The organism is Streptomyces liangshanensis (genome assembly GCF_011694815.1).
In the GTDB taxonomy this organism is placed as follows: domain Bacteria; phylum Actinomycetota; class Actinomycetes; order Streptomycetales; family Streptomycetaceae; genus Streptomyces; species Streptomyces liangshanensis.
This window is the reverse complement of record NZ_CP050177.1, coordinates 1,757,316-1,778,096: the sequence shown is the minus strand read 5'-3', so window position 1 is coordinate 1,778,096 and position 20,781 is coordinate 1,757,316. Positions and strand designations below refer to the sequence as shown.

The following is a 20,781-nucleotide window of genomic DNA, read 5'->3' as shown; positions in this document are numbered from 1 at the left end:
CGCGTCGACCGTCACAGCGATCGGCCTTCCACCGGCCCGGGTCAGTACAGGGTCGGTACGGCGCCGCCTTCCGTGATCCGGATCAGCACGCCGGGCAGGCCCTTGCCCCACCGCGCGGCGACCCGGGTGATCTCGGCCGCGAGGGGCGCGGCCGGGGGCGTGGGGCCGAGGCCGGTCGCGTACGTCGCCGAGGTGGGGCCCGTGTCGAAGGGGCGGGGCCAGGCGTGGACGTCGGGCAGGCCGATGTCGTCGAGGGCGGTGAGCAGCGCGCGCGTACGGCCCCGGAAGCGACCCTGGACCTCCTCGAACTCCGCCGCCTCCGCGGCCCGTACGGTCACGGTCAGCCAGGCGGCGTGGCGGCGGTGCAGCGGCGGGGGAGTCCGGAGCCGGGGCAGCGGGTCGGCGCCGGTCCTCGCCGCCGTCTCCACGATGTCCCAGGCCCGGTAGAGCTCCTGGGCCAGCAGGTCGCGGAAGCCGGGTCCGACCTGGGCGGTGCACAGGCGGACCGGGTCGGTGGGGGTCAGGACGCGGACGGCTGCGGCGGGCAGCGGGTCCAGGGCCGGTGGGGTCGGGAGCGGGGTGCGGGCCGGGTCCTCGTACGGTTCGGTCGGGGGCGTGAGCGCGACCGGGTCGCGCCAGTCCCAGGCCGCCCAGGTCGCGAAGAAGTGCCCGAGCAGGGCGTCCTCCGGGAGGTCGCCGGCCTCCTGGGTGGTACGCGCCGCCATCACGGACCAGGCCAGCCCGGGCAGTCCGCCGAACGGCGCCGAGTCGAGTCCGCGTGCCTTCGCCCAGTCCTTGACCTGCCCGGCCAGGAGGGCGAAACGGGCGCCGTGGTCGCCCACGGCGGCGCGTACGGCCTCCGCGTCGCTCACCGCGCTCAGCGCGATCGCCGCCGCCTCGCCCAACTCCGCCCGCCCGCCCACCGCTTCGGCGGGGGCGAGCGACCCGGTGGCGACCACGCCCAGGTCGACGTCGAGGCCGTCGACGCTCAGCCGCAGGCCCGGCACCCGGGCGCCGGTCACCTGCCGCAGACGCGTGGCGCGCGGCAGCGCGGCCGCCACCCGCGCCCGGACGTCCGCGATGTCGACCGTTCCCGGCAGGGCCGCGACCAGGTCGAGGTCGGCCCCGGCGTGCGCACCGCCCATGCGCCGCGATCCGACGACGTGCACGACGCCGTCGGGCAGCGCGTCGGCGATACGCCGGGCGACCCGGGCGGCATCCGGGCCGGTCGTCGCGGCGGTGGGGGCGGATCCCGGCACGAGTGGCGTGGCGGAGGCGGATCCCGGCACGGGCGGTGCGGCGGATGCCGGGTCCGGCAGCCGGCGCACCTCGCCGGTCCTCAGCGCGATCACCGCCCGGGGACGCATCGGCTCGTCGCCCCGGCGCGAGAGCACCACCAGCTCGCCCACCCGCGCGGACAGCCCGTCGCCGAGGCGGGCGGCGCATTGGGCGGCGACACGCTGCGGGTCCCGCGTACGGCCCAGGGTCAGGTGCGGGGTGAAGCCCTCCGCCCGGCCCCGGCAGCGGGGGAACCGTCGCTCCAGGGCGGCGCGCAGGTCCGCCCACGGCCCGGATCCGCCGGCGGCCGGGTCGAGCCACACCGTGGCGTCCTCCCGGTGCCCGAAGGTGTGCACCCCGTGCAGCCGGGCGGTGAACGGCCGTACCTCCGCGATTGCTTCGGCCAGCAGCGGTAGGGCCTGCTCGAACGCGTACTCCGGGACGAAGCCGAAGAGCAGGTTCACGTGCGGCGGCCAGCGGTCGATCTGTGGGTCGTGCTCCCGCCTGATGTCCTGGATCGGGGGCCACAGTTCGTCGGGCGGCAGCCAGGCCACCGCCGTACGCGCGGTGGGCGCGAGGTCGGAGAGCACGGGCGTCGGTGTGCGTGGGACCGGCGGCCCGGCGCCCGCGTCGGTTCCGGCCGGGGTCAGGCTCACCTCCACCTGCACGCCGTAGTGGTCGGAGATGAACAGGCCGTCAGGACCAGGGGTGTTGCCCCGCAGGGCCGCGCCCGTCGCCCGAAGTCCCCCCGCCCGCACCAGAACCCGGTCCAGTCGCGACGCCCGGCCGGACAACGACGAGATCCGGGCCAGCGGGTTGGCGCCGGGGTCGAAGGTCGGGGTGCCGTCCTCGGGGCCGTACACCTCCGTCCAGGCGTCGCGCAGCCCGAGCGCGGCGGCCGGTCCCGCCGGTCCTTCGCGGCCGTCGTTGAAGTCGCCGAGGAGGATCAGCGGGGCGTCCAGGCCGGCGAGTCCCCTGCCGAGCGCGGTCAGTTCGGCCTCCCGACGTACCGGGCCGTTGTCCGAGTGGTCGCTGCTCAGGTGGGTGCCCGCGACCACGAGCGGGCCGCCCGCCGTCTCCACGACGAGGGCGGTGACGGCTTTGTGCGGGCCGAGGTCGTGCCACCCGGCCTCGCGTACGGGAAGCCGGCTGAGCAGCAACAGGCCGTTGCCGTCGACGTCCTTGCCGCGCGGATCGGTGCCGAGGGTGTAGCCGGCGCGGACCCAGGGCGCCCGCAGCAGCATGGCGAGCAGCGCGGCCTCGACCTCCTGCAACGCGATCACGTCCGCGTCGGCCTCCTCCAGCGCGGCGAGCAGCAGGGGCCTGCGCCTGGCGGTGTCGACGCGGTCGCTGTCGTACCGGTCCCACAGGGTGTTCCACGTCAGTACGCGCACCTCGGCGGCCGTCCGTACGGCGGGCGGCCCGGGCGGGCTGTCCGCGACGCGCCATCCGGCCGCCTCGTCCCATCCGTACGGCGTACCGGCCGTGAAGAACGGCGCGCGCAGGATGCGCGGGTCCCGGGCCCGGCCGGCGTCCGAGGCGTCGATACGGTCCACGCCGGTGGCGCGGTCCCAGACCAGCTCGCCGTCCGCCTCGACGAACAGCACCCGGTGCCAGGGGATGTCACCGCCGGGGACGAAGGCGGGCAGCGGGACACGTTTGGGCGCGGCGCCGCGCTGGAGGATCCCCAGGACGAACCGCGCCGGGTCGAAGCGCGGGTCCCAGCGGACCCGGTGGTAGATCTCGTCGCTGGTACGCATCAGGTCCCCTCGCCGGCCGGGGTGCGGTCCCCGGCCCTGGTGCCGTCCTCCGCCAGGCCGGCGTCCTCCGCCAGGCCACCGTCCGTGTCCGCGACGGTCCCGTCCTGCCCGACGTACCGGACGCGGTGCGCCTCGCCGGGGTACGGCGGGTCGTACCGGCGCAGCTGCCCGGCGAGCACTTCCGGCGGTACGGGGTGGGCACGCGACGCGTTGCGCCGGGTCAGCTCCTCCTCCCCGACCAGGACGACCACCTGCGTCACCAGGGCGTCCCGGCGGCGCGCCACCCCGTCGACCAGCGAACGCTGCTGCCGGGTCAGGGAGGTGGCGTCCCACACCACGGTCGTACGGCCGGAGGCGAGCGCGGTGTCGAGCCGGTGCAGGCCCTCGCGCAGCACGTCCGCGTTGGCCCGCTGGTCGGCGCGGGGGCCGCGCGCCTGCCGGAGGTCGTCGAGGGAGATGTGCGCGTCGACCGCCGGGAGCCGCGCGGCGAACGTGCTCTTGCCGCTTCCCGACGGGCCGACCAGATGGATCAGCCGGGGGAAGTCCCCGTTCCGCCACCGCCAGGTCGCCGCCGCGGCCTCCTCGGGGGTGGTCAGGCGCCCGGCGGCGTACGCCTCCCGGGCCTCCGCCCAGCACCGGTCGGCCGCGTCGCGGTCGCCGAGCCCGGCGAGGGCGTCGCGCAGGCCCGAACGCAGCGGCCCCAGCGGCGTTTCGCCGAGCAGGCCGGCCTCCTCCGCGTGCAGCGCGGACCACTCGACCTGGTCGCGCGCCTCGACGCCCTGGCCGGCCGCGACCGCCCCGGCGACCGCGTGCAGGACGCCCAGATCGGCGGCGAGCGCCAAGTGCGCCAGCCCCGCGCGGCGTTCGCCGTCGGGGTAGGGGTGGTGCAGCCGGGTGTGCAGGCCGACCAGGTCCGCGACCCGCCGGGCCAGGGGCATGCCGAGGGGGCCGGTCAACCGGGCCGCCAGCTGCGCCCGGCGCTCGCCGTGCAGCAGGCCCGCGAGCACGCCCGCCAGCCGGACGTCACCGCGCCGCCCGAGCACGTCGAGCCGGGCGGACACGTCGGCGACGACGCTCGCGCGGGAGGGGCCCGGCGGGGTGACCGCGGGCGGGGGAGAGGAGGCGGTCGCGGCCGGACCACCCGTCCGCGTCCCCGTCCCCGTCGCGGCCGACCGTGCCACCTCCGCTGCGTCCGGCACCCCCACCGCAGCCGCGAGCGCCGTCGCGTCGGGGTCCGCGCCCGACCGTACGGCCCACAGGGCGGCCGCCGGGGCCAAGCCGTTCGCGACCACCTCGGCGTGCATCCAGTGGGTGTCCGTTTGTACGTGCCCCGGGCGCACCCACTTGGCCGTCCGGCGCCCGAACTCCTCGCGCGCGAAGCCCTCGACGGTCCGTACGACGTACCCCTCCTGCCGGTCGGCGTCCAGCCGCGTCGCGCGCAGCGCCCGTACCGCTCGCTCGTCCAGGACGCCCCGCCACAGCACCGGCGGCACGGGCAGGCCCAGCCCGCCCAGGAACCGGACCGTCCGGTCCCAGTCCAGGCACCGTTCGCCGGCCCAGACGGAGAACCCGTAGAACCAGCTGTCCAGTTCGGTGTACGCGATCGAGTGCCGCGCGTACACGTTCTCCCCGCACACCCGCCACCCGGCCGGGATGCCCGCGCCGATCCGTCCCTGCAACCCCTTGACCCACGCGCGCGACGGGTGGTGTGCCGAATCCAGCGAACGGGCGTGCATCCCGTCCGCGTACAGGGTGGTGTTCTCCCCGTCCAGCTTCTCGGTGACCACGACCTCCCGGCCCCGCAGCCCCGACAGGTCGGCGACCCGCACGTCGTCGGGGGTCGCCCCCGGTGACCAGGGAAGGTGCGGGGTACGGGGGTAGTGGACGCGCTCGGTCACGGCCATGGTGGGGCCGACTGTAACCCACCCCACCGACGGGGGGCCCGTGAGTTTTCCGCGTACTGAACGCGCCCCCCCCGGAGCCGTACCCGCGCCTGTCAGAGGTGATCGTTGGGCTCGCGCCCCTGACGACATACCGGTCGTCGACAGTGGCGAGGCGCGTCCGGGAGATCGCGGAAGCGGTACGGCACCCCTGAGGGACGTCAGTCGCACCGACGGCACAACTGCCCGCCCCGCAGGGCGGACCGTGACCTGGCCACCACCGGCGCGGCCGCCCACCGGCCGCGGTGGGCGCGGCGCGGCGGAGGGCCGTACGGCGACTGCCAGGCGGGCCGCCCGGCACGAGCGGGGACGCGCGCGTCACGGCACTTCACGAAGAGGGCGGGACGAGGTTCGACGGTGAGGCCGGCGCACACGGCGGCCACCCAGTTCTTGGACATGGAGATACACCAGTTTCAGCGAGAGGACCGCAGCGGAAAGGAGCGCGGCGCTTACGTGGCGGCCGCGCGGTGGATCAGCGCTCGGGGGTCTCACTTGGTGTACAACGGCGTCTCCTTGACGAGGCGACTGCGGGCGCGAGCACGTTAACGGGGCCCGGCGGCGCCGCTCCACCGGTTTTCCGGCCGGCGGCCTCCCCGCCGGCGAGGCGCCGGGGGCGTGAGGCATACGGGTCGGTGAATCGGGGGACTCTCTCAAGGTTGCCGTCACCCGGATCCGCCGACCAGGAAGGGTTCTTCCCGTGGCTCACGTGCTTCGCAAGCTCCTCCTCCCCACCCTCTTACCCGGCCTCCTCCTCGCGCTGACGTCCTTCGCGCTCCCCTCGGCCGCGGTCGCGGCCCCCGCGCCCGGCACCGCGGGCCCGCTGGTCGGGACCATGTGCCTGGCCAGTGACTACCCGAGGACCCGCATCGTCAATGTGGAGTCCTGCAACTCCTCCCGCGCCGGCCAGCACTGGACCGTCAGCGGTGAGTCGATCTTCCAGACCTTGAGCCCCGGTATGTGCCTGACCAGCGATTACCCGAGGACGCGCATCGTCAACGTCGAGCCCTGCAACCCCTCGGGCCCGCGCCAGCACTGGACCGTCAGCGGTGAGTCGATCTTCCAGACCCTGAACCCGGGCATGTGCCTGACCAGTGATTACCCGAGGACGCGCATCGTCAACGTCGAGCCCTGCAACCCCTCAGGGCCGCGCCAGCACTGGACCATCAGCGGTGAGCAGATCAGCATGACCTTGGTGTGACCCGCCCCGGAACGTGGTGCGGTACGCGCTCGGCGCGGTCCCCGTCGCCCGTGCGAAGTGGTGGCGCAGCGTGGTCGGGGAGCCGAAGCCGGTCCGGGCCGCGATGTGTTCGACGGGGAGGTCGGTGGCTTCGAGGAGCTGCCTGGCCTCGTCGATCCGCAGCCGCAGCAGCCACTGGAGCGGAGTGGTCCCCACCTGGGCGCGGAAGCGGCGGTTCAGGGTACGGACGCTCATCGCGGCGTGCCGGGCGATCTCGTCCAGCGTGAGCGGCCGCGCCAGCTCCGCCCGCATCCAGTCGAGCGTCGGCCCCAGGGTCCCGCCGGGCGCGTCCGCGCGGGGGTGGTCGATGAACTGGGCCTGCCCACCGTCCCGTTGGAGCGGCATGACGGTGTGGCGGGCGGTCGCCGCCGCGACCGTGGCGCCCTGCTCCTGGCCGACCAGGTGGAGGAACAGGTCCAGGCCGGCGGCGACCCCGGCCGAGGTGACCAGGGAGCCGTTGTCGACGAACAGCACCTTGCTGTCGACGTGGAGGTCCGGGTGGCGGCGGGCCAGTTCGTCCGCGCACCGCCAGTGGGTGGTGACCCTGAGGTCCGCCAGCAGACCCGTGGCGGCCAGGGTGAACGCCCCGACGCACACGGACGCGAGGCGGGCCCCGCGTCCGTGTGCGTCGCGCAGGGCCGCCAGGAGCGCGGGGGCGGGCGGGTCGAGGTAGCGGTCGTGCCCTGGGACGACGATCAGGTCCGCCTCGCCGAGGGCGTCCAGGTCCCAGGCCGTGGTCAGCGCGAAGCCGCCGACCGCGGGTGCGGTGGTCGCCGTACGGCCGGGGGCGCAGACACGTACGTCATACAGGACGTCGTCCACCACCTGGTTCGCGGTCCCGAACACCTGGCCCGGTACGGACAGCTCGAAGGGGATCACTCCGTCGAGCGCGAGGACCGCCACCACCGTCATGGCCGGATCCTAGCGTGCGCCGGGTTCCGGACACCCAGCAGTGCCTACAGCGCCACCGTCAGCTGCGTCCTCAGGTGCGCCCGCAGCACCCCCGCCATGTCCGTCGCGCACCCGCTGAGCAGCCACTGCACCTGGAGCCCGTCCATCAGCGCGATCAACTGCTGCGCCGCCGTGTCCGGCGCGATGCCCGGCCGCAGGACGCCCTCGTCGGACGCGTGCGCGTAGGCCCGCGCCGTCGACGCGACCGAGCGGCGGTAGCGCTCCACGAAGTACGTGTGCGCGGGGTGTTCGGGTGAGGTCGCCTCGGCCGCGACCACCGAGAAGAGCTCCACGATCCCGCGCCGGGTGGCGTTCAGCTCCGCCAGGTCCGCGAGCCGCCGCAGCCGGTCGACCCCCTCGGCGCCGCCCAGCGCCAGCCACCGGCCGTCGACCTCGTCGCGGTGCTCCAGGACGGCGAGCAGGAGCGACTCCTTGGTCGGGAAGTGGTGCAGCAGGCCGGGGTGCGAGATGCCGCAGCGCGACGCGATCTCCCGCAGCGAGGCCCCGCGGTAACCGACCTCGCCGAACAGGGCCATGGCGTGATCGATGATCTCCCGGCGCTTCGCGCGGCCCTTCGCGTAGCCACGGCGCGGTTCCGCGGTCACTCGCCACTCTCCTCGGTCTCGTCGGACAGCTCTGAGGTCTCCTCGGACGCCCCGTCGGACAGCCCGTCGAACGACCCGTCGGACACCTCGTCGAACGGCCTGTCGGGCAGCCCCGAGCAGGTTCGCACACCCACATACTTACCACTAGGTCGGTATTGGGCTACCGTGAGTCGGAGTGGCCGGAGCGAGTGGCCGGCCAGGTGACCGGCGAAGGGCGACGACCACCGACGTCGCGGGGCTCCCCCACCGTGTCCTTCCGCCGGGTGTTCGCCCGACACACACATTCGACGTTGTGAAAGGAACTGCTGTGGGCTCCTTGCCGCCCTACCTCGACCCCGGACTGCCCGTCGCGGAGCGCGTCGACGACCTCATCGGTCGGATGACCCTGCCCGAGAAGGTCGGTCAGATGCTCCAGTTGAACGCGAAGGACGGGGTACGGCACCTCATCGAGGACATGTACGCCGGGTCGATCCTGCACGCCTCGCCCGAGCGCGTCCTCGAAGCGGCCGAGCTGACCGAGCGGTCGCGCCTGCGCATCCCGCTGCTCGTCGCGGAGGACTGCATCCACGGGCACTCCTTCTGGGAGGGTGCCACGATCTACCCCACCCAGCTCGGCATGGCCGCGACCTGGGACCCCGACCTCGTGGAGCGCGTCGCCAGGGCGACGGCCGTCGAGGTCGCGGCGACCGGCGTCCACTGGACCTTCTCCCCGGTGCTGTGCATCACGCGCGACCTGCGCTGGGGCCGCGTCAGCGAGACGTTCGGCGAGGACCCCTTCCTCATCGGCGAGCTGGCCTCCGCGATGGTCCGCGGCTACCAGGGCGACGGACTGGCCGACACGACCGCGATCCTGGCCTGCGCCAAGCACTTCGCCGGCTACTCCGAGACGCAGGGCGGCCGGGACGCCAGCGAGGCCGACATCTCGCGGCGCAAGCTGCGCTCCTGGTTCCTGCCCCCCTTCGAGCGGGTCGCGCGCGAGGGCTGCCGTACGTTCATGCTCGGCTACCAGTCCATGGACGGTGTGCCGATCACCGTCAACGACTGGCTGCTCAACGACGTGCTGCGGGGCGAGTGGGGCTACACCGGCACGCTGGTGACCGACTGGGACAACGTCGGCCGCATGGTGTGGGAGCAGCGGGTGTACGCCGACCACGCGCAGGCCGCCGCCGCGGCGGTGCACGCGGGCAACGACGTCGTGATGACCACGCCCCAGTTCTTCCAGGGCGCCCAGGACGCGGTCGCGGCCGGCACGCTCCAGGAGGCGGAGATCGAGGCGGCGGTACGGCGTGTCCTGACGCTCAAGTTCGAGCTGGGGCTCTTCGAGAACCCGCGCCGCCCCGACGAGGCCCGGCAGGCCGAGATCATCGGCAGCGCCGGCCACGCCGAACTGAACCTGGAGGTCGCCCGGCGTTCGCTGGTCCTCCTCACCAACGACGGCACCCTCCCGCTCGCCGGGGGACTGGTGGCCGGCGACGGGGGCCGCGCCGTCGCCGACCCCGGCGCCGCACCCCGTACGGTCGCCGTCGTCGGACCCAACGCCGACGACGCGCAGACCCAACTCGGCGACTGGGCAGGGTCGTCGGGCCAGGCCGACTGGCTCCCGGACGGCCAGCCCCGCCACATGATCCGTACCGTCCTGGACGGCTTCCGCGAGCACGTACCCGCCGACTGGACCGTGTCGTACGCGCGCGGCGCCGACATCGTCACCGTCGGCCCCGACCCCGAGGGCGAGTTCTTCCCCGACGGGCAGCCCCGGCCGCACGTCGTGGTGCCCGTGGAGCCGGACGAGGCCCTGATCGCCGAGGCCGTCGCGGCCGCCGAGGCCGCCGACTACGTCGTCGCGGTGGTGGGCGACCGGATCGAGCTGGTCGGCGAGGGTCGCTCCACCGCGACCCTCGAACTCATCGGCGGACAGGTCGCGTTGCTCGACGCGCTCGCCGCCACCGGCAAGCCACTCGTCGTCGTGGTCATCAGCTCGAAGCCGCTCGTCCTGCCGCCCTCCGCGCGGGGAGCGGCGGCGATCCTGCACGCCTTCAACCCGGGCATGCTCGGCGGCCGGGCCGTGGCCGAGGTGCTCCTCGGCCTCGTCGAGCCCTCGGGCCGCCTGCCCGTCTCCTTCGCCCGGCACGCCGGCCAGCAGCCGACGTACTACAACCAGGTGCGCGGCCAGCACGGCAGCCGGTACGCCGACCTCACACAGAGCCCGGCGTTCGTGTTCGGCGAGGGCCTCGGCTACACGACCGTCGCATACTCGGACCTCAAGGTGCTCACGACCACGCTCGGCGCGGCCGATTCGGTGCGCGCCCGCGTCGTGGTCACCAACACGGGCACCCGCCCGGCGCTGGAGACGGTGCAGGTGTACGTCAGCGACACCGTCACGTCGGTGACCTGGGCGGAGAAGGAACTGAAGGCGTACCAGCAGGTGTCCCTCGCGCCCGGCGAGTCGCGCGAGGTCTTCGTCGAACTGCCCGTCGCGGAATGCACCCTGGTGGACGCCCGGGGCAACCGCGTGGTCGAACCGGGAGCCTTCGAGCTCCTCGTCGGCCCCTCCTCCCGCGAGGAGGCGCTGCTCAGGGCCGGCTTCACCGTGGAAGGCTGAGCCCCCCTCCCGGCGGCCCCCTCCCGGCGGCCCCCCTCCCCACATCGGGAGGGGGGCCGCCGGAGTTCTGCCCAGGACCGGCAGCGGGACGCGCCGGTATTGGCCGGTTTCGTCCGGCGCGTTCGGCTCCGTTGACCGCCCGATCTTGTGCGTGTCAGCTTGGGTGCCGCCCCGGGGACAGGCCCCGGGCGACACGTATCGAGGGAGAACGATGAAGGCGGAGAGATCCCGTTCCGTTTCCGCGATCGCACTCGTCGCCGTCCTGGCGACCCTGACCGTCGGTACGGCGGCCACGGCCCAGGCCCAGTCGTCGGCGCCCGGTCCGGCGGCGACGGCCGTCGCCTTCGGCGCCGAGAGCGAACCGACCCCCGAGGAGCAGGCGCGCCTGCGGGAGGTGGCCGGGGCCATCTGGACGCCGGAGCTGGCCGCCGGGTGGAACATGAACAGTGATGTCGAAGCCGTGCTCTCGACGGTGACCGGCGAGATCCTCGAATGCTCCCGCGCGTTCGCCCTGGTGCCGCGCCCGCCCGCGTTCTTCCCGGGCCCCAGCTACCTGCGGCAGTACTGGAAGCAGGTGAAGGACTACTTCCTGGTCGTGCGGGACAACCGTACGTACCGGGCCTGTGTGGTCACCGGCGCGGCCAACTACCGGTCCGCCATCGAGATGGCCTCCGAGGGCATCTGAGCCAAGAGTCACGGTCCGGCCCGGACGCAACACCCGGACACCTGCCCCGGCCCCTGCGCGGCACCCGGCCGCGCGGGGGCCTCGCACGTCTCCCTGGCAAGGACGTACCCCGGATCTGTCACGATGCCCGTGACCGCCAGGCACAATGGTGACTCTCCGGGGTGTCGGTAAGAACTGGATCCGTGTGTCTCTGGATCCCCGTGAACAGTGGGACCGCCATGATGGAACAGCCCGATTTCGGTCGTCGCCTCAAGGAGCTGAGGAAGGCGCGCCGGCTCTCCCAGGCGGCCCTGGCGGGGGAGGAGATCTCCACCGGGTACCTGTCCCGGCTGGAGTCGGGCGCGCGTCACCCCACCGAGCGGGTGGTCACCTACCTGGCCGGGCGGCTCGCCGTGGAGCGGTCGGCGTTCGACGTACCGCCGAGGAGTGGCTCGCTGGCCCAGGCACTGTCCCTGGCGACCTCCTCCGACAGCGACGAGACGGTCGAAGGCCTGATCGCCGCGCTGGACCGGGCGGAGGACGCGGAGCCCCTGCCGCGCTGGCAGGCGCTGTGGATCGTCTCCCGGTACCGGCAGCGGCGCGGCGAGCACGCCGAGGAGCGGGCGGCCCTGGAGGAACTGGTCAGGATCGCCGACGAGTTGGCGCTTCCCGAGTTGCAGTGCCGGGCCCTGTCCCGGCTCGCCCGGTCGCTGCGGGGGACGGGCGAGGTGACCCGCGCCATCGACGTGGCCGCCCACGCCCACCGGTTGGCGACCCGGGGCGAGCTGTCCGTTCCCGACGTGGGGACGGCGTTGCAGACGCTCGTGGCCGCCGAGGCCGAGGCGGGGCGGCTGCCCGACGCCAGGGCGCACGTCGACGAGCTGGTCGCCCTGGTGGAGCACGCCGGCTCGGAGGTCATGCGGACCGAGGCGCTCTGGTCGGCCGCCACCGTGCGCTTCCGGCAGGGCGACCACGAGCGGGCCCGGGAGTTCCTGGAGCGGGCCATGCGCGGGCTGGACAGCCGGGTCGACCTCACGCTCTGGGTACGGCTCCGGCTGGCGACGGCCTCGCTCTGCCTCCAGACCGAACCGCCCCTCACCGGCGACGGCCGCGTGTACCTGAGCGAGGCGGAGGGCGCGCTCGCCCTGGTCGGCACCTCGGTCATGCGGCAGGAGCTGCTGATGCTCCGGGCCTACCTCGCCTTCCACGAGGGCCGGTACGAGGACGCCCGCGCCGCGCACGACGAACTCGACGGCGACGACATGCGCATGACCTACCGTGACCGGATCAGGCTCAGCGTCCTCGACAGCCGGCTGCTCCTCCTGGAGGGGCACGAGGAGCGGGGGCTCGGCCGGCTCAGGGAACTGGGCGAGGAGGCCAGGCAGGCGGCGAACGTAGATCTCGCGGCCGACATCTGGCGCATCCTCGCCGGGGCACTGGAGTCAACGCGCAGGATCTCTTAATGGGTTGACCGAATGTTGCCAAGTTTGGCAACATCGGTCGGGCCCCCTACCGAGGAGATGCGCGTGTCATCGACCAGCCCGGACGACGCCCCCGTCGGCACGGACGAAGTCCCCGTCGACGAGGCCCTGGTCCGCCGTCTGCTCGCGGCCCGGTTTCCCCGGTGGGCGGACCTGCCCCTGTCGCCCATTCCCGTGCCCGGCATGGACAACGCCACGTTCCGGCTGGGCGACGACCTGTCCGTACGGCTGCCGCGCTTCCCCCGCTGGGCGGGCCAGGTGGAGCGCGAGCACACGTGGCTCCCGCGCCTCGCGCCGCACCTCCCGCTGCCCGTCCCGGAACCGGTGGCGATGGGCGAGCCCGCCGAGGGCTACCCCTTCGCCTGGTCGGTCTACCGGTGGCTGGCCGGGGAGAACGCGTCGGGCGCCGACCTCGCCGATCCGGCGGGCGCCGCCACCGAGTTGGCCGCTTTCGTCTCCGCCCTCCAGGCGGTCGACGCCACCGGCGCGCCGGGGCCGCGGTGGAGCAACGCGTTCCGCGGGGTGCCGATGGGTGACGCGCGGGACTCCCTGGCGTCCGAGGCGCGTGTCCTGCCCAAGATCGAGGCCATGAAGGGCCTCGCCGACACCGACGCGCTGACGGCCGTGTGGGAGGCGGCGCTCACGGCGCCCGCCTGGCAGGGGCCGCCGGTGTGGATCCACGGCGATCTCGGGACGGGCAACATCCTGCTGGCCGACGGCAGGCTGAGCGCGGTCATCGACTTCGGCACCCTGGCCGCGGGCGACCCCGCCGTGGACCTGCTGCCCGCCTGGAACTTCCTGCCCGACGAGGTGCGCGGGGTCTACCGCGCGGCGCTCGGCGTGGACGACGCCACCTGGGCGCGCGGGCGCGGCTGGGCGCTGGCCGGCTCCCTGCCCGTCCCCGACGACCCGTACTACCAGGACCCGGTACGGGCGGCCGCGGCGCTGCGCGTCCTGGACCAACTGGTCGCGGACCTCGGGTAGGCGCGGGACGGGGTGGGGGTGATCCGGATGGTTGCCTCCGATGTGACCTTTACTTGCCTGATCCGGCAATGCCGCCGTCCCGGCGGCCGGACCGACGGAGAGCCGGCATGACCGCCGAACCCGACCCGACCCCGGGCATCCCGCCCGCGACCCCCGGGGCGCCGCCGCCGGGTGGTCCCTCCGCCACCGGGAGGGGCGCACGCCTGTCGTTCCTCCGTGAGGGCGCGGTCGTCCGGCTGGTCGGGGTCACCGGAGCCGCCGGGGTGGCGGGCGCGATGGTCTCGACCTCGGCCAGTCTCTTCCTCGCCGACGAGGTCGGCGCGACCCCGCTGATGATCGGCCTGTTCTTCGCCGGGCGGGCCGTCGGCGAGATAGCCGTCGACCTCGTGGTCGGTGTGCTCTCCGACCGGGTACGGGACCGCCGGCGCCTGCTCGCCCTCTGCGCGCTCCTGTCCGCCGCCGGAGGGTTCTCGTACTCGGGTCTGCGCGACTACTACCTCCTGCTGGTCGCCGGGGTGTGCTGCTTCGGCGTCGGCAGTACGAGCTTCGCCCAACTCTTCGCGTACAGCAGGCAACTGGCCGACACCCGCGGTCAGGGCGCGGCCTTCTTCACCGGCTTCCTCCGCTCGGTCACCTCGCTGTCCTGGGTGGTCGGGCCCCCGCTCGCCTTCACCCTGATCGCCCGGCAGGGCTTCACCGCGATGTACCTGACCGCCGCCGCGCTGTCGCTCGCCGCCTCGGCGCTGAGCCGGTGGGGCCTGCCGCCCGCCTCCCGGCCGGAGCCGGCCGACGGCACGGCCCGCGGCGAAGCCGCCGCGTCCGCCCCCGCCCCGGCCGCTTCCACCGTGCCCAGCCGCAACCCGTTCGCCGGGCTCGACCGGGGAACGGCCGCGCTGCTCGCCGCCGTTGTGCTGCTGCTGACGGCCAACATGATGTACCAGATCAACCTGGCGCTCTTCGTCACCCGGGACCTCGCCCTGGGGCAGGGCTTCGTCGGCGTGCTCCTCGGGCTCGCCGCCGCGCTGGAGATCCCCGCCCTGGTGTGGGTGGGGGCCAGGTCGGAGCGGCTCGGCAAGCGCCGCCTGGTCGTCGCGGCCTCGGCGCTGGCCACCGTCTTCTTCTGCCTGCTGCCCCTCGCGTCCGGCCGGGCCGCCCTGCTCCTGCTCCAGATCCCCAACGCGCTCTGGACGGCGGTGGTCCTGAGCGTCCCGGTGGTCATCCTCCAGGACCGCCTGCCCTCCCGCCTGGGCGTGGCCTCGTCCCTCTACTCCAGCGCGTTCAAGACCGGCACCCTGCTCGGCGGCCTCGTCACCGGAACGGTCGCCACGTGGACCGGCTACACCCAGGTCTTCTGGGTGTGCGCCGCGCTGACCGGACTGGCCTCGGTGCTCCTCGCCGCCCGCGTGGGCGGGGCCCGGGCGGCCGGCTGACCGTCACGTGGTGTCGGGCGCCGGGTCGTCGCGGGCGGGCTCCGGGGGAGCGGGATGGGTGATGGTGCCGATCAGCCGCGGTGAGCTGCCCCCGACCAGCTCCCACGCCCTGCTGATCCCCATGACGAACATGATGATCACGAGAATGGAGTGGGTCTTCACGTGCGTCGCGTCGGACGCGGTCCCGTTGATCTGGAGCGCGCTCACCAACTGGACGGCGTAGAGGCCGAGGAACGCGCCGATCAGCAGCGCCCAGCGGAAGAGGGGGCGGACCGGCTCCCGGAGGACCCCCGCCCGCAGCCCGATCACCCCGAGCGCGGCGGTCGAGAGGAGGCCCGCGATCGCCATGATCGACGAGCCCGTGCCCAGGTTGTCCCCGGGCATCAGCGCCACCATGGACACGACCAACGCGTCCAGGAAGGCCGACATCGCGGTGGCCGCCTTGAGCCGTTCCTTGTGGTGCTCCGACCTGCCGGTGACCGCCTTCGGGGTCACGGAGATCGCGACGAACAACAGGCCGATCAAGGCCCCGACGGCACTCGCCGAAGCGAGGAAAAAATCATGATAATTCTCGCCCACCATGATCGCGGAGTGTACAGGGGCGAAGGTGTGCAAAAGCCAGTGAAAGCGGGCAAAGGCTGCCGGTGGTGTACTGGACGCATGGAAAGAGCTGCTTCCGGTGCCGCCGCCGTCGCGGGCATCGCCCCCGGCTCGGCGGTGGCGATCGGGGGCGAGGACGCCGAGACCCTGCCGTGGGCGCTGGTCGACGCGGTCCGCGAGGCAGGCCTGACCGACCTGCACGTGGTGTGTTCCGAGGCCGTGCTGCTCAGCGACCCCGTCCGGACGCTACTGGCGGCCGGCGGCGTGGCCCGCCTGACCTGCGCCGGGGACGGCGGGCGGGTGCGGGGCCTCCCCGAGGCGATCACCGTACGGTGGCTGCCCCCGGCGGACCTGAACGAGCGCCTGGAGGCGGCGGACGCCAGCATCACCGCCTTCCTCGCACCGGTCGCCCCGGACGGCGACCCGTCGGGCCCCTCCCCGGGGGCCCCGGCGTACCGGCGCGAGGAGGCGCTGCGCTGTGACGCCGCGCTGATCAGGGCGGTACGGGTGGACAGCGCCGGCAATCTTGTCCTCGGCTCGGGGCCCTCGGGGACCGAGGCCAGGATGGCCAAGGCCGGCGGGCTGACGCTCGTCCAGACACCGGCGATGGACAAGCGGCGGCTGCACAGCGCGGAGGTCGACGTCCCGGGCATCCACGTGGACCGCGTCCTCCCGGCCCACGCCTGGCCGTAGGGGCCGCGTCGCCCGCCCCGCGTACCTCCATCGCGTCGCTCCCCCCGCGGCGGCCGACGGCGCGTCATCATCTCCGGGAAGGGGCGGCGTCACGAACCGGAGGAGCGTCCATGGACAGTCGAAGAGTGCTCGGGGCCGGTCTGGCCGGGCTGCTGGTCGCCGCGCTCGCCGCGGGCTGCTCGTCGTCGGGCGACGGCAGTGACGGCGGGGACTCGTCCACCTCCGTCCTCACCGGCGAGCCGGGCGCGGCCGGCCGGGTGCTCGCCGTGAAGATCGACAACGTGGGCGCGGCCCGCCCGCAGACCGGCCTCAACAGCGCGGACCTGGTGTACGGCATCGAGGTGGAGGGCGGGCTCTCGCGGCTGATGGCCGTCTTCGACAGCGACCATCTGCCCGGCACGATCGGCCCGGTGCGCAGCGCCCGGGAGACGGACCTCCAGATCCTGGCGCAGTACGACCGGCCGGCGCTCGCGTTCTCCGGCGCCCAGAGCAAGCTGCTTCCCGTGCTGGAGGACTCCGACATCGTCGCCAGGACCGGGACGAGCGCCTTCTTCCGCAACCCCGACCGGCCCGCCCCGCACAACGAGTACATCCACCCCGAGGGCCTCACCGACGGCGCCGGCGAGGCCAAGGACATCGGGCTGCGGTTCGCCGCGAAGACACCGTCCGGCGGTACGGCGAACACCACCACCACGGCCTCGATGCCGCACGCCCGCTTCACTTTCACCTGGGACGGGAAGCGGTACACCGTCGCGCTGGACGGCGGGAAGTCCCCCTGGACGACCGACAACGTGATCGTGCAGCGCGTGAAGGTCAAGGAGTCGCGCTTCCGGAGCCGTACCGGATTCGTGCCGTTCTCGCAGACGGTGGGCAGCGGCACGGGCGTGGTCCTCCGCGACGGCCGTTCCTACGCCGTGCGGTGGAGCAGGCCCTCGGACGGCGCGGGTACCACGTACACGCGGGAGGGCGGGTCCGGGAGCGGTACGACGATGCGGCTGCACCCCGGCAGGACGTGGATCGTCCTCGAACCGGCCTGATCCGCGGGGGAGTTGACCGGACCGCCGGAAAGCGGTGGCCGAAGACCGCTCCTTGACGGGTCCATGCCATGATTCCACGATGCGTCGCACAGGGAGGCCCCAGGACTCCCCCCGCCACAGGAGAGAGCATGCGACTACGCATCCACGGCAGAAGGACCGCCACCCTCGCGGCGTTGGTGGCGCTCGCCGTCGCGGCGCCGCTCACCGCCACCGCGACGTCCTCCGGCGCGCCCGACGCGAAGAACCTCGCCTCGGCCGCCGCCACCGAGGAGGTGATCCGGCAGTACACCATCAACGGGCCGTCCACGCCCGCCGACCGGACCGCCCTCCTCGCGACCGGTGTGTCGATCGACGAGGTCGGCGACCACACGGTGGTCGTCAGCGCCGACAGCACCCAGGCCAAGCGCCTCCGCGCCCTCGGCCACCAGCTCACCGCGCTTCCCGCGCCGCCCGCCCGGAGCGGCGGATCGGCCGTCGCGCCCTTCGACTTCCCCTCCGCGGACTCCCGGTACCACAACTACGCGGAGATGAGCACGGAGATCGACCAGCGGATCCAGCAGTACCCGAACCTCATGTCCAAGCGGGTGATCGGCAAGACCTACCAGGGCCGGGACATCATCGCCGTCAAGATCAGCGACAACGTCGCGACGGACGAGAACGAGCCCGAGATCCTCTTCACCCACCACCAGCACGCCCGCGAACACCTCACGGTCGAGATGGCGTTGTACCTGATCCGGGAGCTCGGCGCGGGGTACGGCTCCGACTCGCGCGTCACGAGCGCCGTGAACAACCGCGAGATCTGGATCGTGCCGGACCTCAACCCGGACGGCGGCGAGTACGACGTGGCCTCCGGCTCGTACCGCAGCTGGCGCAAGAACCGCCAGCCCAACACCGGTTCCACGGCGGTCGGCACCGACCTCAACCGCAACTGGGACTACAAGTTCGGCTGCTGCGGCGGCTCTTCGGGCACGACCAGCTCCGAGACGTACCGCGGCCGCGCCGCCGAGTCCGCCCCCGAGGTGAAGGTCGTCGCCGACTTCGTCCGTTCGCGGGTGGTCGGAGGCAAGCAGCAGATCAAGGCGGGCATCGACTTCCACACGTACAGCCAGCTGGTGCTGTGGCCGTACGGCTGGACCAACGCCGACACCGCGCCGGGGCTGACCCAGGACGACCGCGACGCGTTCGCCGCCGTCGGCCGGAAGATGGGCGCCAGCAACGGCTACACGGCCGAGCAGTCGAGCGACCTCTACATCACCGACGGCTCGATCGACGATTGGCTGTGGGGCACGCAGAAGATCTTCGGATACACCTTCGAGATGTATCCGGCCAGTGCCTCGGGAGGCGGCTTCTACCCGCCCGACGAGGTGATCGAGCGTGAGACGTCCCGTAACCGGGACGCGGTGCTCCAACTCATCGAGAACGCGGACTGCATGTATCGCTCCATCGGCAAACAGGCCCAGTACTGCGCCTGATCCACTCCTGATCCACCCCTGATACAACCCGATTTGCGGCCGCCGCGACACGGTTCTCCTCACCGTGTCGCGGCGGCCGCTTTTCGCCGGTCCGGAAAGTCGCCGCAATTCACGGGAAGTTGGCGGGTGATCCCCATTCGGCCACCGGTAACCGGTCACCCGTGCCTCCGGAGCTCGCGTTCGCTTTGAGGTGTGGATCCCAGGGAGTGCCGATCTGCGTGGATCAGTCCGATTAGCCGGACCGGACCCGCTTTTTCGCGGGGTTGATATGCGTCTCATTCGGACGACTTGGTCCGATCTGTCCGATGTCGGGACGCCCGGGACCCGAGGTAAACGGTGATGTGTGTCACGCGAGGGAACCGCGAGCGTTTCTTTCGCGTCCGCCACTTCCCGCGCGTTCAGGGAAAGTTGAGTTCCCGGATGTCCGGCGAGCGGTCCTCTCCCCGCCCGGTCCGGCGCGCGGATGGGATCGCGGTGTGAATTCAGGACTTGTTTCCGCCGGACGTTCTCGCTTACGTTCAGCGCACTCCGGGTGGATCGCCTAATCCTGCCGCTGCCCGGAAACACATTCACCCACTCACGTACGGCAGGAGCGGGGGACCCAGGTAAGTCGCCGATCCGTCACCGGACCGGCTAGGGGTGAAGTCGCGCCCATAACGCGGCCGGGCATCTCCAGCCCGAACCCGACAGCTCACCTCGTAGGCGACGGAGAGGATTTCGTCATGCCCATAAAGGGTAAGCACCGTCGTTCCAGGTTCAGCCCGCTCGCCCGGCGCCTCGTCGCCGTGGGGACCGGCAGTGTCGCGCTCGCCCTCCCGTTGGTGGCCGCGCACACCGCGAGCGCCGCCACCGGCACCAGCGCCGCCGTCACCGCCGAGAAGAAGAGCGTCACCACCTACTCCGTGGTCGCGGGGGACTCCCTCGCCAAGATCGCCAGGACCCACTCCCTCAGTGGCGGCTGGAAGACGCTGTACCAGGACAACCGCGCGGCCGTCGGCGCCAACCCCTCGGTCATCCGGCCCGGTCTCAAGCTGACCCTCGGCGGCCGGGCCACGGCCCCCGCGGCCACCAAGGCCAAGCCCGCGACCGGCACCACCATCGCCGTGCAGACCGCCGCGAAGACGTACAGCAACAACCTGGACGGCTGGATCAGGGAGTCCCTGGACGTGATGGCCGCCCACCACATCCCCGGGACCTACAACGGCATCTACCGCAACATCATGCGCGAGTCCTCGGGCAACCCGAACGCCATCAACAACTGGGACTCGAACGCTGCCGCCGGCATTCCGTCCAAGGGGCTGCTCCAGGTCATCGACCCGACCTTCCGGGCCTACCACGTGCCCGGTACGTCGATGAACAGCTACGACCCGGTCGCCAACATCACGGCCGCGTGCAACTACGCCGCCGCCAAGTACGGCTCGATCGACAACGTGAACGGCCCGTACTGATCCGTACCCCGTGCTGATCCGTATGCCTGTACTGATCCGTACCCCGTGCGCGCCCCCGACGGGCCCGCTCCGATCCCCGGAGCGGGCCCGTCCGCGTGCCCCGCTCCGTACCGCTACCTCCTGCTCGGGTGAGCGAAAATCTACTGCGGTCGCAGTAGACATTATTTCCTGGTGTGGGTAGGGTCCGGGGTGTGAACACGCCCCAGGACGAGTCCCGGAACGAGAACCGGACCCCGAAGAGCCGGAGTCTCACCGACAGCCTGGACAACGACGACTACCCCGCGTACACCATGGGTCGCGCGGCGGAGATGCTCGGCACCACCCCCGCCTTCCTGCGCGCCCTCGGCGAAGCGCGGCTCATCACACCGCTGCGCTCCGAAGGGGGCCACCGCCGCTACTCCCGCTACCAGCTGCGCCTCGCCGCCCGGGTCCGGGAGCTGGTCGACGACGGCACGGCGATCGACGCCGCGTGCCGCATCGTGATCCTGGAGGACCAGCTGGAGGAGGCCCGGCGCATCAACGAGGAGCTGCGCGCCTCCGCCACCCGTTCCTCGTCCTGACCTCCCGCACGAAGCGGTACGTTTCCCGTACCGCTCACCGGG

18 protein-coding genes and 1 riboswitch are annotated in these 20,781 nt (G+C 73.0%); of the genes, 11 read left to right on the top strand and 7 right to left on the bottom strand.

What is annotated here, in order from left to right:
* Nucleotides 1-41 precede the first annotated feature (41 nt).
* The 3 genes from HA039_RS07515 to HA039_RS07505 all read right to left on the bottom strand — a co-directional run bounded on the left by HA039_RS07515 (nucleotide 42) and on the right by HA039_RS07505 (nucleotide 5,376).
* Nucleotides 42-3,038, bottom strand: coding sequence for a poly(A) polymerase (locus tag HA039_RS07515; RefSeq protein ID WP_167025639.1), 2,997 nt, complete (start codon nucleotides 3,036-3,038; stop codon nucleotides 42-44).
* The gene (locus HA039_RS07510; RefSeq protein WP_167025635.1) at nucleotides 3,038-4,942 is read right to left on the bottom strand and encodes an RNA ligase family protein; all 1,905 of its coding nucleotides are present in this window, start codon (nucleotides 4,940-4,942) and stop codon (nucleotides 3,038-3,040) included. Before HA039_RS07510 ends, HA039_RS07515 begins: the two co-directional genes overlap by 1 nt.
* Nucleotides 4,943-5,139: 197 nt before the next feature.
* Nucleotides 5,140-5,376 (bottom strand): hypothetical protein, encoded by a 237-nt coding sequence (locus HA039_RS07505; protein ID WP_167025632.1) that lies wholly within the window; start codon nucleotides 5,374-5,376, stop codon nucleotides 5,140-5,142.
* A gap of 299 nt (nucleotides 5,377-5,675) precedes the next feature.
* On the opposite strand from HA039_RS07505, the gene HA039_RS07500 reads away from it, so the two are divergent.
* Nucleotides 5,676-6,176 carry an RICIN domain-containing protein gene (locus tag HA039_RS07500; RefSeq protein WP_167025629.1) on the top strand — a complete coding sequence of 167 codons (501 nt, stop codon included), beginning with the start codon at nucleotides 5,676-5,678 and terminating at the stop codon, nucleotides 6,174-6,176.
* Here HA039_RS07500 and HA039_RS07495 read toward each other — a convergent pair.
* Genes HA039_RS07495 through HA039_RS07485 form a run of 3 tightly spaced genes read right to left on the bottom strand, consistent with a single transcriptional unit; the run spans nucleotide 6,117 to nucleotide 7,905 of the window.
* Nucleotides 6,117-7,127: a GlxA family transcriptional regulator gene (locus tag HA039_RS07495; RefSeq protein WP_167025626.1), complete on the bottom strand. Its 1,011-nt coding sequence runs from the start codon at nucleotides 7,125-7,127 to the stop codon at nucleotides 6,117-6,119. The two genes, HA039_RS07500 and HA039_RS07495, sit on opposite strands and share 60 nt — an antisense overlap.
* A gap of 44 nt (nucleotides 7,128-7,171) precedes the next feature.
* The gene (locus tag HA039_RS07490) at nucleotides 7,172-7,771 is read right to left on the bottom strand and encodes a TetR/AcrR family transcriptional regulator (protein WP_167025622.1); all 600 of its coding nucleotides are present in this window, start codon (nucleotides 7,769-7,771) and stop codon (nucleotides 7,172-7,174) included.
* Entirely contained in the window at nucleotides 7,768-7,905 is a 138-nt protein-coding gene (locus HA039_RS07485) for a hypothetical protein (RefSeq protein WP_167025619.1), read from the bottom strand. The genes HA039_RS07490 and HA039_RS07485 overlap by 4 nt, the downstream gene beginning before the upstream one ends.
* 173 nt (nucleotides 7,906-8,078) lie before the next feature.
* Between HA039_RS07485 and HA039_RS07480 the strand changes: the two genes are divergently transcribed.
* The 5 genes from HA039_RS07480 to HA039_RS07460 all read left to right on the top strand — a co-directional run bounded on the left by HA039_RS07480 (nucleotide 8,079) and on the right by HA039_RS07460 (nucleotide 14,929).
* On the top strand, nucleotides 8,079-10,370 hold the full coding sequence (locus tag HA039_RS07480; RefSeq protein WP_167025616.1) for an exo-beta-d-1,3/1,6-glucosidase: 2,292 nt from the start codon (nucleotides 8,079-8,081) through the stop codon (nucleotides 10,368-10,370).
* A 211-nt stretch (nucleotides 10,371-10,581) separates the two neighbouring features.
* Nucleotides 10,582-11,055, top strand: a complete 474-nt coding sequence (locus tag HA039_RS07475) for a hypothetical protein (RefSeq protein ID WP_167025613.1) — start codon at nucleotides 10,582-10,584, stop codon at nucleotides 11,053-11,055.
* Between the two features lie 200 nt (nucleotides 11,056-11,255).
* On the top strand, nucleotides 11,256-12,497 hold the full coding sequence (locus tag HA039_RS07470) for a helix-turn-helix domain-containing protein (protein WP_243869267.1): 1,242 nt from the start codon (nucleotides 11,256-11,258) through the stop codon (nucleotides 12,495-12,497).
* Between the two features lie 57 nt (nucleotides 12,498-12,554).
* A complete protein-coding gene (locus HA039_RS07465; RefSeq protein WP_167025610.1) occupies nucleotides 12,555-13,499 on the top strand; it encodes an aminoglycoside phosphotransferase family protein in 945 nt (314 codons plus the stop codon).
* A gap of 107 nt (nucleotides 13,500-13,606) precedes the next feature.
* Nucleotides 13,607-14,929 (top strand): MFS transporter, encoded by a 1,323-nt coding sequence (locus HA039_RS07460; protein ID WP_167025607.1) that lies wholly within the window; start codon nucleotides 13,607-13,609, stop codon nucleotides 14,927-14,929.
* A 3-nt stretch (nucleotides 14,930-14,932) separates the two neighbouring features.
* Here the strand turns inward: HA039_RS07460 and HA039_RS07455 are convergent, their stop codons facing one another.
* The gene (locus tag HA039_RS07455; RefSeq protein WP_167025604.1) at nucleotides 14,933-15,454 is read right to left on the bottom strand and encodes a hypothetical protein; all 522 of its coding nucleotides are present in this window, start codon (nucleotides 15,452-15,454) and stop codon (nucleotides 14,933-14,935) included.
* Between the two features lie 135 nt (nucleotides 15,455-15,589).
* On the opposite strand from HA039_RS07455, the gene HA039_RS07450 reads away from it, so the two are divergent.
* The 5 genes from HA039_RS07450 (at nucleotide 15,590) to HA039_RS07430 (ending at nucleotide 20,739) form a co-directional block, all read left to right on the top strand.
* On the top strand, nucleotides 15,590-16,222 hold the full coding sequence (locus HA039_RS07450) for a CoA-transferase (RefSeq protein ID WP_167025601.1): 633 nt from the start codon (nucleotides 15,590-15,592) through the stop codon (nucleotides 16,220-16,222).
* A 110-nt stretch (nucleotides 16,223-16,332) separates the two neighbouring features.
* Nucleotides 16,333-17,259 carry a DUF3048 domain-containing protein gene (locus tag HA039_RS07445; protein WP_167025598.1) on the top strand — a complete coding sequence of 309 codons (927 nt, stop codon included), beginning with the start codon at nucleotides 16,333-16,335 and terminating at the stop codon, nucleotides 17,257-17,259.
* Nucleotides 17,260-17,387: 128 nt separating this feature from the next.
* Nucleotides 17,388-18,731 (top strand): M14 family metallopeptidase, encoded by a 1,344-nt coding sequence (locus HA039_RS07440; protein ID WP_167025595.1) that lies wholly within the window; start codon nucleotides 17,388-17,390, stop codon nucleotides 18,729-18,731.
* A gap of 560 nt (nucleotides 18,732-19,291) precedes the next feature.
* Nucleotides 19,292-19,449: riboswitch (cyclic di-AMP (ydaO/yuaA leader) on the top strand.
* A gap of 4 nt (nucleotides 19,450-19,453) precedes the next feature.
* Nucleotides 19,454-20,179: a transglycosylase SLT domain-containing protein gene (locus HA039_RS07435; protein ID WP_167025592.1), complete on the top strand. Its 726-nt coding sequence runs from the start codon at nucleotides 19,454-19,456 to the stop codon at nucleotides 20,177-20,179.
* 290 nt (nucleotides 20,180-20,469) lie between these two features.
* Nucleotides 20,470-20,739, top strand: a complete 270-nt coding sequence (locus HA039_RS07430) for a MerR family transcriptional regulator (RefSeq protein WP_243870007.1) — start codon at nucleotides 20,470-20,472, stop codon at nucleotides 20,737-20,739.
* The last annotated feature ends 42 nt before the right edge of the window (nucleotides 20,740-20,781 follow it).